Below are 14,616 nucleotides of genomic sequence, written 5' to 3'. Positions count from 1 at the left end.
GCGCAGCGCGGCAATCTGTCAATTGTTTGAGGAGATTGCTTCGTCGCCATAGCTCCTCGCAATGACGGATTGATTTTGAGTGCAAATAATCACAACAAAAACTTTAGACTTGAGACCGTTTGCCTACTGTTCACTTTTTACCATTCAACGTCTACTTCTCGATACAATTTTATTTCGTTTCACTACATAAAATCACTCCAAGTGACGGACTTGGAACTTTGAACCTTAACCCAGCGTAAACTGCTCCCCCGCTGGCACGAGCGTCGCGCTCGTGCCTAAGTAACTTGGTGTACAAAATACCTTGGCTTGGGTTTTCAATCCCTTCCGTCTTCTCCTCCTTTGGTCGGAGAATCCACCTTCCCTTACTAAGGGAAGGAGCTCTTTATTTTCTGCACTAGTTCGTAAATCAACTGCTCACTGACCGGTCAAAACTGTTCACTTTTTACTGCTCACTGCCAACTGACCCCTGACCCCTGTTTACTATTTAAGAAATCTTGTCCATTTTCTTTCTGATCTCTGCCAGACACAGATTGCCAAAGCTGCCTTCGTGGCTGTGGCGTATATCCCTTTTGGGGGTAAAGGTGCCTTCGTTGATTTCCTTGCCCATTTTTTTATAGGCATCACGGAAGGGCATACCGCTCAATACCAATTCATTCAAGGTATCTACACTAAACAGATAATCGTATTTGGGATCCTCCAGGATACTTTCATTGACACGTATTTCCTTTAGACTAAAGGTCATAATTTCCAAACAGGCCTTGAGGTCCTGTATGGCAGGTACTATCACCTCTTTTACCAATTGCAGGTCCCGGTGGTAGCCACTGGGCAGGTTGTTGGAGATCAAGATCAATTGGTTGGGTACGGTCTGGAGTCGGTTACACTTACCGCGTACCAATTCAAAAACATCCGGATTCTTCTTGTGCGGCATAATGCTGGAACCGGTGGTTAGTTCATCCGGGAAGGAGACAAAATTAAAGTTCTGGCTCATATACAGGCAGATGTCCATCGCCATCTTGGACAGGGTGGCGGCAATACTGCTCATGCCAAAGGCTGCTGCCTTTTCTACCTTGCCACGGCCCATCTGGGCGGCCACCACATTGTATTTCATAGTTTCAAAACCCATTTCCTCGGTAGTAAAACTACGGTCTATGGGGAAAGAACTTCCATAACCGGCGGCACTACCCAAAGGATTCTGGTCTGCTACCTTATAGGCGGCATCCACAAAGTAAAGATCGTCCACCAAACTTTCGGCATAGGCAGAAAACCATAGTCCAAACGAAGAGGGCATGGCAATCTGCAAGTGCGTATAGCCAGGCAACATCACCTTCTTATGCTTATCGGCCAAATTTAATAAGAGGTGGAACAAATCCTTGGTCTGGTCCTTGATCTCTGTTAATTCGTTCTTTAGGTACAAATGCATGGCCACCAAAACCTGATCGTTCCTGGAACGGGCGGTGTGGATTTTTTTCCCGGCATCCCCCAACCTTAGGGTAAGCAAAAACTCGATCTTGGAGTGCATGTCCTCAAAACTGTCCTCTATGGTAAAGGTGCCGTCCTCTATGGTCTTGGCAATTTTATCCAGCTCGGTTACCAGGGAATTGGTCTCCTTAAGGGTCAACAGACCAATTTTGCCCAGCATTTTGGCATGTGCCTTGGAGGCTATTACGTCGTATTTTGCCAAAAGCAAATCCAGTTCCCTATCATTGCCCACCGTGAAATGGTCTATTTTTTTGTCGGTGCTAAATCCTTTGTCCCAAAGTTTCATCTATTTTCCAATTATCAATTAACAATAAGCAATAAACAATGCTTTGTTAACGGGTTCATCTATTTTTCAATTATCAATTAACAGCAAGCCATAAACAATGCCCTTTGTTAATGGGTTAATTTATATCTCAGTTATCAATTAACAATTAGCAATAAACAGTGCTTTTGTTAATGGGTTAATTTAAACTATTTATTGTTCATTTTTCTAATAAGTCAATTCAAACCACATTGTTAATTGCTTATTGATCATTGTTTATTGTTTATTGTTTCAAGAATCCTTGTAAAATTTGAATATACAAATCTATTCCCTCTTTTATTTCTGCTATATGAATAAATTCATCTGCAGAGTGACTACGGGTACTATCGCCAGGTCCTAATTTTAGGGACTGACAGTATAATGCTGCCTGATCCGAAAGGGTGGGTGAACCATAGCTGCTTCTGCCCAAGGCCAAGCCCGATTTTACCAAGGGGTGATCCTTATTAATGGAAGAAGAGTTTAGGCGCAACGATCGGGGCTTTACCTCACAAGGGGCTTCGGCTGCAAGTATGTCCGCTATTTCCTTGTTGGAGTAACAGTCGTTTACCCGTACATCTATTACCAAGTCAACATGTCCGGGCACAACATTGTGCTGATTGCCGGCACTAATCTGGGTTACCGTAAGCTTTACTTCACCCAATACTTCAGATACCTTGGGAAACTTATAGTCCTTAAACCATTGTAGTACCTCTATGGTATTGTAAATGGCATTATTATCGTTCGGGTGGGCAGCGTGTGAAGGTGTTCCGCTCACCTTGCCTTCAAACACCACCAAACCTTTTTCGGCAATGGCCAAATTCATCAAGGTAGGTTCCCCAACTATGGCTACGTCTATTCTTGGCAGGATCAACAACATACTGTTCAATCCATTGGGACCAGAGCTTTCCTCTTCCGCAGAGGCCACGATCACTATATTATGGCTCAGATTTTCCTGGGCATAAAAATGGGTAAAGGTAGCGATCAGGGATACCAGGCACCCCCCAGCATCATTACTGCCCAGACCGAATAATTTTCCATCCTCGATATGTGGCAGAAAAGGATCCTTGGTATAGGCCGAATTGGGCTTTACCGTATCGTGGTGGGAGTTGAGCAGTAGCAAAGGCTTGCTCTCATCATAGTATTTGTTAAAGGCATATACATTGTTCTTCTCCCGTTTAAAGGGGATATCGAAGTGATTGAACCATGCCTCAATGGCATCTGCTGTCTTATCTTCTTCGGAGGAAAACGACTGAATTGAAATCAGTTCCTGTAACAATGCAATAGCCTTTTCCGTAAGTTTTTGTTGATCCATGTTTATAAGGTAATGGTGGTAAATAAAGTAGCTTTAGGGTTTAACATATCCAAATCCCCAATACAGACCTTGCCCACATTTTTATTTAACGCATGGAAGCAATTTTCCAATTTTGGAAGCATTCCATCCGCTATAATTTTTTGTTTCAATAATTCTTGATAGTTGCCCGGTTCCAGGTGTTTTACCACAGAGGTCTCGTCCGAAATGTCCATCAAAACCCCCTTCTTTTCAAAGCAATAATAAAGAGTAGTATCATAGTTTGAGCTCATCCCAATGGCCACTTCCGAGGCAATGGTATCGGCATTGGTATTCAACAATTGCCCTTTCTTGTTATGGGTAATCGCGCAAAACACCGGAACAAAGTCGGCCTGCAATAATTTGTCTATAGCCCCTGCATTTACTTGTTCCACATCCCCGGCAAAACCGTAGTCTATTTCCCGTACCGGTCTTTTTACGGCGCGGATGGTATTGGCATCGGCCCCGCTAAGCCCTATGGCGTTGGTACCCCTGGCCTGCAATTGGGCCACAATATTCTTGTTGGCCAAGCCGCCGTAGACCATGGTGATTACTTTTAGTCCCTCTTCATCGGTAATACGTCTCCCGCCCACCAATTTGGATTCAATTCCTAATTTCTCAGCGATCTGGGTGGCTAGTTTTCCACCCCCGTGCACCAATATTTTAGGTCCTTCCATGGCTGAAAAGGAATCTAGGAATTTGTTGAGTTCGGTTTCGTTCTCAATAACGTTCCCTCCAATTTTTATTATAGATAGTTTTTGTTTCATGTCTTTTTTTACTTTCCTCTTGGGACACTTGATCGTTTTGTCCTTAGTTTAGGGTTTCAATCCCTTCCGTCTTCTCCTCCTATGGTCGGAGAATCCACCTTCCCTTGGCCAAGGGAAGGAGCCTGTTAGTGTTTCAAAATTATATTTATTACTCAAATTAATCAGCTCCCCTCTTGGAACAAAGAGGGGAATGAATTTTACCGCCACCAGCGGGGAAAGAAAGGGGAGCCTGCCTTGCCGTCAGGCAGGTTTGAAATCCCTAACCCTTAGTCTAAACCCAAACTTACAGCTTTGTTCCAAAATCCGCGCTTTCAAAACCCTCCGGCTTCGCTTGTGGCGAATCCACCTCCCTTCGTCTGAAGGGAGGAGCCGTGTTAACATTTTAAAATCATATTTTTTACTCTAACCAAACTGCTCCCCTCTTGGAACGAAGAGGGGAATGAATTTTCTGCTTTTTGGCAGAAAAGAAAGGGGAGTTTGAAATCCCTTACTTTTAATCTAATCCCGAATTATCTCTTTTTTCCGAGATCAGGGCCATCAATCCCTTCCGTCTTCAACTCCCATTGTTGGAGAACCCATCTCCCTTCGCACATTCGATTCCGCTCAGCACAAGTCTGAAGAGAGAAGCTTATTTAGGTTTTAAAATTATCTTTTATTTCACTTAATACCGATTCTAAATTATCAAATACCATTTTGTTTTCAAATCGTATCACTTTGTAACCCATTTCATTAAAATAGGCAGTTCTTTTTTCATCATAGTCCATGGCCAGGGGATTGTTATGGATTTCTCCATCCAACTCCACAACTAAACGCTCTGCCGCACAATAGAAATCCACCACATATTTTGAAATACTATGCTGCCTAGTAAATCTTTTGCCTTCAAGTTGACGTGAACTTAATTGCTTCCATAGAAAAGCCTCGGCCGGAGTCAGATTGGAACGAAGCTCACTCCTGAATCCTGCAAGTTCTTTTTTTGTATGTAGCTTATCCTTTGTCATTCCTTTTTTACAGCTCGCAAAACTTTCGTTTTTATTCCAAAATCCGCGCTTTCAAAACCCTCCGGCTTCGCTTGTGGCGAAGCCACCTCCCTTCGCACTTCGACTCCGCTCAGCACAGGTCTGAAGGGAGGAGCCCCTTATTTTCGTCATTCACTGTTCACTGACTACTGCTTACTACTTACTGACAACTGACAACTGTGCCTAAGCACCCAGACTCTCCAACAACTTCTTCAGCACAATTTGTGCGGAAAAGGTCCTATTATTGGCCTGCTGTATGACCAAGGAATTGGGCCCGTCAAGAACCTCATCGGCAACTACAACATTACGTCTTACGGGCAGACAGTGCATAAATTTGGCATTGCCCAACTTTTTATTGGTCATGGTCCAATCCCTGTCCTGGCTCACCACCTTGCCGTATTCCTGGTAACTGCTCCAGTTTTTCACATATACAAAATCGGCATCTTCCAAGGCCTTGTCCTGATCGTATTCTATTTTGGCCCCCTTGGTTACCTCCGGATTTAAATCGTATCCTTCTGGGTGGGTAATTACAAAATCGGCATCCTGCAAATGCATCATTTCCACAAAGGAATTGGCCACCGCATGTGGCAATGCCTTTGGGTGTGGCGCCCATGACAAGACTACCTTGGGTCTTTTTTTGGAATTGTTCTCCGCTAGGGTGATGGCATCAGCCAAAGCCTGTAAAGGATGGCCCACCGAACTTTCCATATTCACCACCGGTATCCCTGCATACTTTTTAAAACCGTTCATGACCACTTCCGCCTCGTCCTTTTCCTTATCGGTCAAGGAGGCAAAGGCTCTAATAGCCACTATATCGCAATATTGCGCCACCACCTGGGCCGCTTCCTTGATGTGTTCGGAGGTGCCCTGATCCATGATGGTACCATCGCCATATTCCAATGCCCATCCTTCACTTCCAAAGTTCATTACTATAACCTCCATCCCCAAGTTCATAGCCGCTTTTTGCGTACTTAAACGGGTTCTAAGGCTGTTGTTGAAGAATAATAAACATACGGTCTTGGCCTCTCCCAAGGCTTTGTGTTGAAGCGGATTCGCCTTTAATGATCTAGCTTCTTCTACCCATTGCGGTAGGGAATCGATATCTTTTAAGGATAAATAGTGTTGCATTTCTTTATTTTATGGTTGTAAAAGCGGTTTTGTTTTCTAGGGCATCTATAATAAAATTGTCCTTAATGCCATTTACGATCCAGGTCTCTACATTGGCCTGTCTGGCAATATTGGCGGCCTCTATCTTGGATTCCATTCCCCCAGTACCATGGGAGGATTTGGAACTGCTAACCTCCTTCTGAAGTTCGGACAGATTACTGACCAATCTAATGGTTTTGGGATCCTTGTTAACAAAAGACTCCTTGGTGTAAATGCCATCGGTATTGGTAGCAATGATCAGGAGATCTACCTTCATCAAGGCAGCCGTTAATGCCGCCAATTTATCATTGTCTCCAAATTTGATCTCATCGGTAGCTACCGTATCGTTCTCATTGATAATGGGAATAAAATTATTCGCCACCAGTACGTTGATGGTATTGCAGATATTTTCTTTGGACACTTCCCTTTCAAAGTCGGAATAGGACAAAAGACATTGGGAGGTAAACAAGCCCAACTCCCTGAAATTCTCTTGAAAAATACGCATTAAATGAGGTTGACCTATAGATGCCAAGGCCTGTTTAACAGTGATTTCCTGCCCATTGTGTTCCAATTTTACAAACTGCTTGGCAGCGGCAATAGCCCCGGAACTTACAATGATGAATTCGTAACTGTCCTTAAGTTTTGCGATCTGCCTACCAATATCCTCAATTTTTCCCCGAGAAATATGGTCTGTTTCCTTGGTAAGCGTATTGGATCCTATTTTTAATAATATTCTTTTCTTCTGCATGCTGTTTTTTTTAGACCTATTGTTTAGGTCTGGCTACTACCTTATTTGACCATCGCCCTTTACATACCATTTGTTGGTCACCAAATGCTGTAGGCCAATGGGACCTCTTTGGTGCAATTTGTCCGTGCTGATGGCCAATTCTCCACCCAATCCAAACTGTCCGCCGTCGGTAAAACGGGTGGATACATTATGGTATACTGCTGCCGAATCCACGGAATTCATAAAAAGGTCTGCCTCTTGTTCCTCTTCGGTAACGATTACGGCGGAATGTCCCCCGCCATAGGTATTTATTTTCCCAATGGCTTCTTCAGTGCTATCCACTTCCCCAATGAGGATCTTGTAATCCAAAAATTCTTCAAACCAGGTGCTCTCCTCAGTAATTTCTGAAGTTCCCTCGGTATTGGCGAGGCTGCTATCGACCAAAATCTCGACCTTCTTCGCCTTTAATTCAGCTATCAAATCTTTTATAAAAGCCTCTTTATTAGGCAACGCACTATCTATTAACACCTTATCCAAGGCATTACAGGCCGATATCTTTGTGGTCTTGCCATTTAGGATAATGGACATAGCCTTTTTATGGTCCGCCTTAGGGTGTACATAGAGAAAGTTATTCCCCCTTCCACTGACGATTACGGGACAGGTGGCGTGCTTTTTGGTAAAGGCGATCAACTTTTCCCCTCCCCTAGGTACAATAAGATCTAGTTTTTGTGTAGGTTTTTCCAAAAAGGCCTGGGTCTGCTCCCTGTTGAATTCCAGATAAGTGACCCAATCTTTGGCAATACCGTGTTGCTCCAAGGATTTATGCCAAAAGTTTACCAATACCAAATTGCTTTGTAAGGATTCCTTCCCACCCTTCAACAAAATTTTATTTCCGGATTTAAAGGCAATGGCTGCCGCTTCTATGGTCACATCGGGCCTGGATTCATAAATGATCAGGACCGTACCAAAAGGTGCTGTTTTATTGCTTACCTGCATCCCATTTTCATGGGTAAAATTAAATCGCTCCAAGCCCAAGGGATCCTCTTGTCCTGCCAATTGTTGCAAGGATAGGATCATGCCGTCAATTTTGGCATCGTCCACCTTGAGTCGGTCATACATGGCCAAATCATCTCCCTTATAGGCCTCTAGGTCCTTTTTATTGACCTCGAGAATGGTATTTCGTTCCCCATCTATCAGCTGTGCCATAGTACTGAGCACCGCATTACGTTGGGATATGTCTAAATACAAACTCATGCCAATTCCTTTTTTAGGGCATCAAAAAACTGATCCAAATTTTCCTTGGTAATATTCAATGCCGGTAACACCCTCAATACATGTTTATCACTGGCACCGCCGGTGAACATATATTGGTTATGAATGAGTTTCTTCCTCAGCTCTGCCACTTCAAAATCAAATTCCAATCCCAGCATCAGTCCCATTCCCTTTACTCTTTTTACTTGTGCAATGGAGGCCGCCTTTTCTTTGAAGTATTCAAAGAGATTGGCAGCATTTTCTATTAAATTTTCTTTTTCGATGACTTCCAATACGGCCAATCCTGCGGCACATGCCAAATGATTGCCCCCAAAGGTGGTTCCCAACATGCCGTAGGAAGCCTTAATATTTTCATGGATCAGCACCCCACCAATAGGAAATCCATTACCCATTCCTTTGGCTACAGTAATAATGTCCGGTTTGATGCCGTAATGTTGGAAGGCAAAAAATTTACCGCTTCTTCCATAACCGCACTGCACTTCATCTGCAATAAGCAAAGCACCATTTTCCTTACATAGTGCGGCAATATTTTCATAGAACTCTTGAGAAGGTTGGTCCAGACCTCCTACCCCTTGAATGGTCTCTATAATTACACAGCAAACATCGCCCTTGGAAATCTCGTCCTTAAAAGCGGCCAAATCCTCGAAAGGAAGTATGGTTACCTTTTGCTGCTTGTTGATGGGAGCATTTATTTTTTCGTTGTCCGTGGCGGCCACGGCAGCAGAAGTTCTCCCATGGAATCCGTGTTTAAAGGCAATTACACGTGATTTTCCTGTTTGGAACGATGCCAATTTTAAGGCATTTTCATTGGCTTCTGCCCCAGAATTACAAAGGAACAGATTGTAATCCTCACAGCCAGAAAGTTTTCCCAATTTATTTGCCAAGGCCTCCTGAACAGGATTCTGGACGGCATTGCTATAAAAGCCTATCTTATCCAACTGCTCCTTTAACCGTTCCACATAGTGCGGATGGGAATGTCCTATAGAAATTACGGCATGTCCACCGTAAAAATCCAAATACTCCTGGCCTTTTTCATCGGTAACTACGATTCCCTTTGCCGAAACGGGAGTAACGTTATATAATGGGTATACATCAAATAATTCCATCTTCTATATTGTATTATGACCCTCTTTTGTATTAAAATCCCCTGGGGTTAATAAAGAGGTTATCCTTTTTTTATCTCGTTAATTTTATCAAATGAGGCTACTATTCCTCTGATCAGGGAGGAGCTTAGTCCTTGGTGTTCCATTTCATTCAATCCGGAAATGGTACATCCCCTTGGAGTAGTTACCTTGTCTATTTCATTTTCTGGGTGACTGTCCGATTCTATCAACAAACTAGCAGCCCCATTACAGGTATGCATGGCCAATTCCTGTGCTTCCTTGGCATCGAATCCCAATTGAATGGCCCCTTGTGTGGTGGCTCGTATCAATCGCATCCAAAACGCAATTCCACTGGCACAAATAACGGTAGCGGCTTGCATCTGGTCTTCCGGAATTTCCATGGAATGCCCCATACGGTTAAAGATGGCCTTCGCCAAGTCTATCCTTTTGGCACCCTTCTCGTTACTACAGATACAAGTCATGGATTTCCCAACAGAAATAGCCGTATTGGGCATGGAACGGATAATATAGTGATCGGGACCAATTACCTCTTCCATTCTGGCAATACTAAAACCGGTAATGGTTGAAATAATAACATGCTTATCCGTAAGAATGTCCTTAACTTCACCCAATATTTTTACAAATTGCCCAGGTTGTACCGCAAAAATAAGGATGTCCGATTTGGCCACCGCTTCCCTATTATCCGTAGTGGTGGTAACAATTCCATATTTTTCAATTTCCTTAAGCCCGCTAAGATTTCTCTTGGTAAGGACCATGGAAGTGGCCCCATTAGTGCTCAAAATGCCCTTGGCGATGGAAAGACCTAAATTACCTGCTCCAATAATGGCTATTTTCATTCCTTATTCGTTATTTGCTTCATTCCCTAAATCTAGGGAATTCAATAATTGGTTAATTTATATTTTGGCAGGTTTTAATAATGTTTATCAACCCTAATGGGACCACAACATTAAAATACCCCTGCTTTTAATTGAAGGCCTTCCGTTTCCGTAAATCCAAATGCTAAATTCATATTCTGCACCGCTTGTCCCGAAGCCCCTTTCAACAAATTGTCTATGGCAGAGGTAATCAGTAGGGTGTTATTGTGCTTGTGCAAATGAATATGGCATTGGTTGGTATTCACCACCTGTTTTAGATTGATGTCCTCTTCGGTTACTTGTGTAAAAGCGGCATCCTTGTAAAAATCCTTGTACAATTCATAGGCCTCTTCCAAACTCCCGTCAAACTCGGTATAGGCCGTAGCCAAAATCCCCCTGGTAAAATTTCCCCTGTTTGGCAGGAAAAAAATTTCCCCGGTATTTTCCTGAAGACTGTGCAGACTTTCATTTATTTCCCCCAAGTGCTGATGCGTAAATGGCTTGTACCAGGATACGTTATTGTTCCTCCAGCTAAAATGTGAGGTAGCCGAAAGGCTTACCCCCGCCCCTGTACTTCCGGTAACGGCATTGACATGTACTGGCCTATCCAATTTATGGGCCTTTGCCAAGGGCAATAATGCTAACTGTATAGCCGTAGCAAAACAACCTGGATTGGCAATATATTTTGCCTTTTTAATTTCTTCCTTTTTCAGCTCGGGCAAGCCGTAAACAAAAGTTTTTCCATCTATAACGGCATCGGCCTCCAATCTAAAATCATTACTTAGATCAATGATCCTGGTGTTTTTGGAGAACTCGTTCTCCTTTAAAAAACTGGTAGAGTTCCCATGCCCAAGACATAGAAATACCACATCGACATCCTTATTGACCTCCCCAGTAAATACAAGATCGGTTACCCCCAACAAATCCGGGTGGGCCGTGGTAATCTTTTTACCCGCCCGAGTAGTGCTAAAAACAAAATCTATAGTTGCATTGGGGTGGTTAAGGAGAATTCTGATGAGTTCGCCACCAGTATACCCTGAACCACCTATAATTCCTACCTTAATCATGATTCTGATTTACGTGGTTATATATTTTTCCAGAATTGGAAAGTATTTTTATAAAACCTTTGGCGTCATCTGCGGTCCAACCTTTGTTCATCTCGCCATAACTACCAAAAGAGGCATTCATAAGGTCGTGAGGGGAAGATATCCCGTCCAATTCAAAACGATAAGGGTGAAGACTCACAAAGACATCGCCACTAACGTTCTTCTGGGTATCGGTCAAGAAGGCCTCGATATTACGCATTACCTCATCCAAATAATTTCCTTCGTGCAACAACATCCCATAGAAATTACCTTGCATTTCCTTTTGGTACTGCTGCCATTTGGTCAAGGTGTGCTTTTCCAACAAATGATGGGCCTTTATAATGATCAAAGACGCTGGCGCCTCAAATCCAACCCTACCTTTTATACCAATAATGGTATCCCCAACATGAATGTCCCTACCAATGGCATATTTGGAAGCAATAGCCTCCAATTTTACGATATTGTTCACAGGGGTATCGTTATCACCATCCAAAGCAATTAATTCTCCCTTATGGAAAGTAAGTTTCAACTGGGTGGGTTCTGTTTGTTGCAGTTGGCTCGGATAGGCAGTATCCGGTAGGGACTTGTGCGAAGTAAGTGTTTCTTCGCCCCCTACAGAGGTACCCCAAAGGCCCCTATTGATAGAATATTTTGCCTTCTCCCAAGGATAGTCTACACCATTCTTCTTCAAATATTCAATTTCTACCTCCCTGGCCAATTTATTATCGCGTATTGGGGTAATAATCTCAATCTCAGGAGCAATGATCTGAAAGATCATGTCAAACCTAACCTGATCATTCCCAGCCCCGGTACTACCGTGGGCAATATATTTGGCGCCTACTTTTTTGGCATAATTCACAATTTCAATGGCTTGAACAATTCGCTCAGCACTAACTGATAGTGGATAGGTATTGTTCTTAAGTACATTACCGAAAATTAGGAACTTCACCACCTTTTCATAAAAAGTGTTTACCGCATCTATGGAAGTATAGGAGGTGGCTCCCAATTCCAAGGCTTTTTTATGAATACTATCTATTTCTTCCTTTGAAAAGCCACCGGTATTAACACTTACGGCATGTACTTCAAAACCTTGATCCTTTGATAAATACTTGGCACAATAGGAAGTATCCAAACCACCACTATATGCTAAAACTAATTTCTTCATGCTAATCTTAATATTATTTTTATTTTACTGTAATCTTGAATAACTATTTTGTTTTCTTGCTTAGGAACAGACTTTCCTTTATACTTTTTAATCTTTGAAAGGCCTTGGAATTCAATTTTTCCTTGGGCTCCTTTAGGGCTTCCTTGGCTTTGGTTTCCGGATCGTACAACATTCCTGTACAAAGACACATTTTTTGTTCTGTCCTAGTTAGGATATCGAAATTTTTACAGGTCTGACAACCTTTCCAAAACTCGGGATCTGTAGTTAGTTCCGAAAAGGTTACCGGTTTATAGCCAAGTTCATAATTCATCTTCATCACCGCTAAGCCAGTAGTAATCCCAAAAATTTTGGCATTGGGAAACTTACTCCTGGACAAGTCAAAAATCTCCTTTTTTATTTTCTTTGCCAATCCCTGATTCCTGTAATCAGGATGTACTATAAGACCTGAATTAGCGACAAACTTTTCATGCCCCCAAACCTCTATATAACAGAAACCAGCAAACTTATCGCCATCCAAGGCAATAATGGCATTACCATTGTGCAGTCTTTTTTGAATATATTCAGGAGTACGCTTTGCAATCCCGGTACCGCGTACTTTGGCCGACTCTGCAATAGTTTCGCAGATGACCTCGGCATATTTAAAATGGGAATCATTAGCAATAACAATCTTCATTGAATGTTGCTTTTAAAATTAAAATTATAATTTATTTTTTTTGAGAGGGAAATGGACTCACCTATTTCCATAAAAGAAGCGCACCCTTACGGGCGACGACGTGTAGGCGTAAATGAATAAGCAAGGCTGGAAACCTTGTTTACGTTAAGTATGTAATATGAGTTATTCATTATACCATCAAAAGTACAAATAAAAATGAATTATTGGGATTGATGTGTCAATTTTTACTAAATAATAACTTTTTGTTATGTAATCTAACAATTTCATACGTCATAAAACCATATACTGTAATATATTCAACAAACAACAACCAATAATTCTCCGTAAATCCTTCATTGGAATAGGCCCAGTAGCTCAATATGATGCTCAAGGACCAAACCATGGGAAACCTAAACTCGGTAAACAGGCTTAAAAGTACCAAGAAAATAATATACCATGGGTGTACGGTAGCCGACAAAAAATAATACAAGGTTAACACCCACAGCATGGAAGTCAACACGCTTGAAATCTTTTTATTGTCCCTGAAAAAAGTAATCAGGGACACCGAGGCAATGACGATGATGGGCGTAATTTTTCCATAATCCTTGATGAGTTCCCAAGGTTTGGAGCCGAAATTCACCGCCGCTTTTTTTATTGCATTATATAAACCGGCATTAAATTCAAAATTGGAGAACCACAGCCCTACCGTCTGCATATAATTATCGGCAAAATCCGGGGAATAGAATGGGAGTACCAAAAGGACGGTTGTTATACCCACAACAGCATAGAAAAGCATGCTTTTCTTGAACCCAAAATATTTTAGAAACAAAGGCAGAAATAGTAAAGGCACCAATTTAATGGAGATGGAAAGCGCATATACAATACCGGCCAAGAGCCATTTTTTATTGCATAAAAGATACATGGCCCAAATAAAAAAGAACAACATTACCCCTTCAAAATGGAGGTTTCCAGTTAGCTCCAAAATAACCAAGGGGTTTAAGAAATACCAAAAGATAAGATGGGTAGATCTATTGAGCTTCTGCAATAATTTGCGACCGAAATACAGAATTCCCAAATCGGACAGAATAATAACGGTCCTCATGACCAATACACTTCCCACCACGCTCTTTCCTGACAGCCAAGTTGACATGGCAAAAATAAACTGGTTCAATGGAGGATAATTGCTATAATTTGATGCGCTGAGGCTTCCCATGCCACTTACCAATTCTGCGGAATTGTGCATGAGTTGGCCGTTCTGAATTATCAAGTCCTTGGGGAGATGAAGGTAAGGACTCATTCCATTGTTGATCAATTGCCCATCCCAGATAAATCTATAAAAATCTTGGGAAAGATTGGGTTCCGTAAAAAGTAATATTAACCGGAAAAGTGTCCCGGTGATAGCCAAAAATTTAAAGTTCCATTTTTCGAATTGAATCAGCTTATAGCACAAAAAGAACAAGGCCAAATATAAACTCAGCAGCTTCACAAAATCGGTCCTATCCAAATGATAACCAAAGGAAATATAGAAGAGGCTGCTTAGCAGCACCATTAAAATTGGAATCCGGTGAAGTTTCCAATAAGAAATGGCCCTTTGGATCATATTGGTCTGGTAGTTTTTGGTCACTTTATTATTTCAGCAATCTCCCAAATTTAAATGAAATTATCAAATAACAGCTCTTCTAATTTTGATTTTGGCAATGT

13 protein-coding genes are annotated in these 14,616 nt (G+C 42.0%); all 13 read right to left on the bottom strand.

The window, feature by feature from the left end; genetic code table 11:
- Positions 1-484 precede the first annotated feature (484 nt).
- On the bottom strand, positions 485-1,765 hold the full coding sequence (gene argH / locus MWU84_RS02795; RefSeq protein ID WP_246897978.1) for an argininosuccinate lyase: 1,281 nt from the start codon (positions 1,763-1,765) through the stop codon (positions 485-487).
- A gap of 259 nt (positions 1,766-2,024) precedes the next feature.
- Positions 2,025-3,092 (bottom strand): M20 family metallo-hydrolase, encoded by a 1,068-nt coding sequence (locus MWU84_RS02790; RefSeq protein ID WP_246897975.1) that lies wholly within the window; start codon positions 3,090-3,092, stop codon positions 2,025-2,027.
- A 2-nt stretch (positions 3,093-3,094) separates the two neighbouring features.
- Positions 3,095-3,874 (bottom strand): acetylglutamate kinase, encoded by a 780-nt coding sequence (gene argB, locus MWU84_RS02785; RefSeq protein ID WP_246897973.1) that lies wholly within the window; start codon positions 3,872-3,874, stop codon positions 3,095-3,097.
- A gap of 632 nt (positions 3,875-4,506) precedes the next feature.
- Positions 4,507-4,872, bottom strand: a complete 366-nt coding sequence (locus MWU84_RS02780) for an endonuclease domain-containing protein (RefSeq protein ID WP_246897970.1) — start codon at positions 4,870-4,872, stop codon at positions 4,507-4,509.
- A gap of 201 nt (positions 4,873-5,073) precedes the next feature.
- On the bottom strand, positions 5,074-6,018 hold the full coding sequence (locus MWU84_RS02775; RefSeq protein ID WP_246897967.1) for an acetylornithine carbamoyltransferase: 945 nt from the start codon (positions 6,016-6,018) through the stop codon (positions 5,074-5,076).
- A gap of 4 nt (positions 6,019-6,022) precedes the next feature.
- Positions 6,023-6,784, bottom strand: coding sequence for a glutamate 5-kinase (proB, locus tag MWU84_RS02770; RefSeq protein ID WP_246897965.1), 762 nt, complete (start codon positions 6,782-6,784; stop codon positions 6,023-6,025).
- A gap of 36 nt (positions 6,785-6,820) precedes the next feature.
- A complete protein-coding gene (locus MWU84_RS02765; RefSeq protein ID WP_246897963.1) occupies positions 6,821-8,017 on the bottom strand; it encodes a glutamate-5-semialdehyde dehydrogenase in 1,197 nt (398 codons plus the stop codon).
- Positions 8,014-9,141, bottom strand: a complete 1,128-nt coding sequence (locus MWU84_RS02760) for an aspartate aminotransferase family protein (protein ID WP_246897960.1) — start codon at positions 9,139-9,141, stop codon at positions 8,014-8,016. Before MWU84_RS02760 ends, MWU84_RS02765 begins: the two co-directional genes overlap by 4 nt.
- A 59-nt stretch (positions 9,142-9,200) precedes the next feature.
- Positions 9,201-9,995 (bottom strand): pyrroline-5-carboxylate reductase, encoded by a 795-nt coding sequence (proC, locus tag MWU84_RS02755; protein ID WP_246897958.1) that lies wholly within the window; start codon positions 9,993-9,995, stop codon positions 9,201-9,203.
- Positions 9,996-10,105: 110 nt separating this feature from the next.
- Positions 10,106-11,080 (bottom strand): N-acetyl-gamma-glutamyl-phosphate reductase, encoded by a 975-nt coding sequence (gene argC / locus MWU84_RS02750; RefSeq protein ID WP_246897956.1) that lies wholly within the window; start codon positions 11,078-11,080, stop codon positions 10,106-10,108.
- Positions 11,073-12,263: an argininosuccinate synthase gene (gene argG, locus MWU84_RS02745; protein ID WP_246897953.1), complete on the bottom strand. Its 1,191-nt coding sequence runs from the start codon at positions 12,261-12,263 to the stop codon at positions 11,073-11,075. The genes argC and argG overlap by 8 nt, the downstream gene beginning before the upstream one ends.
- Positions 12,264-12,306: 43 nt before the next feature.
- Complete coding sequence (locus MWU84_RS02740; RefSeq protein ID WP_246897952.1) at positions 12,307-12,936, bottom strand: GNAT family N-acetyltransferase; 630 nt, start codon at positions 12,934-12,936, stop codon at positions 12,307-12,309.
- Positions 12,937-13,153: 217 nt separating this feature from the next.
- Positions 13,154-14,539 (bottom strand): polyprenol phosphomannose-dependent alpha 1,6 mannosyltransferase MptB, encoded by a 1,386-nt coding sequence (mptB, locus tag MWU84_RS02735; protein ID WP_348647833.1) that lies wholly within the window; start codon positions 14,537-14,539, stop codon positions 13,154-13,156.
- Positions 14,540-14,616: the final 77 nt, after the last annotated feature.

This window comes from Arenibacter sp. F20364 (assembly GCF_023015905.1).
Taxonomy (GTDB): domain Bacteria; phylum Bacteroidota; class Bacteroidia; order Flavobacteriales; family Flavobacteriaceae; genus Arenibacter.
Note: the sequence above shows the minus strand (reverse complement) of the source record. Positions and strands in the feature narration are given on the sequence as shown.

Excerpts from the sequence above, each read along its gene's own strand:
- argH (WP_246897978.1), bottom strand. The coding sequence starts at position 1,765 with ATGAAACTTTGGGACAAAGGATTTAGCACCGACAAAAAAATAGACCAT.
- argG (WP_246897953.1), bottom strand. The coding sequence starts at position 12,263 with ATGAAGAAATTAGTTTTAGCATATAGTGGTGGTTTGGATACTTCCTAT.
- argC (WP_246897956.1), bottom strand. The coding sequence starts at position 11,080 with ATGATTAAGGTAGGAATTATAGGTGGTTCAGGGTATACTGGTGGCGAA.
- MWU84_RS02760 (WP_246897960.1), bottom strand. The coding sequence starts at position 9,141 with ATGGAATTATTTGATGTATACCCATTATATAACGTTACTCCCGTTTCG.
- MWU84_RS02775 (WP_246897967.1), bottom strand. The coding sequence starts at position 6,018 with ATGCAACACTATTTATCCTTAAAAGATATCGATTCCCTACCGCAATGG.
- proC (WP_246897958.1), bottom strand. The coding sequence starts at position 9,995 with ATGAAAATAGCCATTATTGGAGCAGGTAATTTAGGTCTTTCCATCGCC.
- MWU84_RS02765 (WP_246897963.1), bottom strand. The coding sequence starts at position 8,017 with ATGAGTTTGTATTTAGACATATCCCAACGTAATGCGGTGCTCAGTACT.
- MWU84_RS02780 (WP_246897970.1), bottom strand. The coding sequence starts at position 4,872 with ATGACAAAGGATAAGCTACATACAAAAAAAGAACTTGCAGGATTCAGG.
- MWU84_RS02790 (WP_246897975.1), bottom strand. The coding sequence starts at position 3,092 with ATGGATCAACAAAAACTTACGGAAAAGGCTATTGCATTGTTACAGGAA.
- argB (WP_246897973.1), bottom strand. The coding sequence starts at position 3,874 with ATGAAACAAAAACTATCTATAATAAAAATTGGAGGGAACGTTATTGAG.
- proB (WP_246897965.1), bottom strand. The coding sequence starts at position 6,784 with ATGCAGAAGAAAAGAATATTATTAAAAATAGGATCCAATACGCTTACC.
- MWU84_RS02740 (WP_246897952.1), bottom strand. The coding sequence starts at position 12,936 with ATGAAGATTGTTATTGCTAATGATTCCCATTTTAAATATGCCGAGGTC.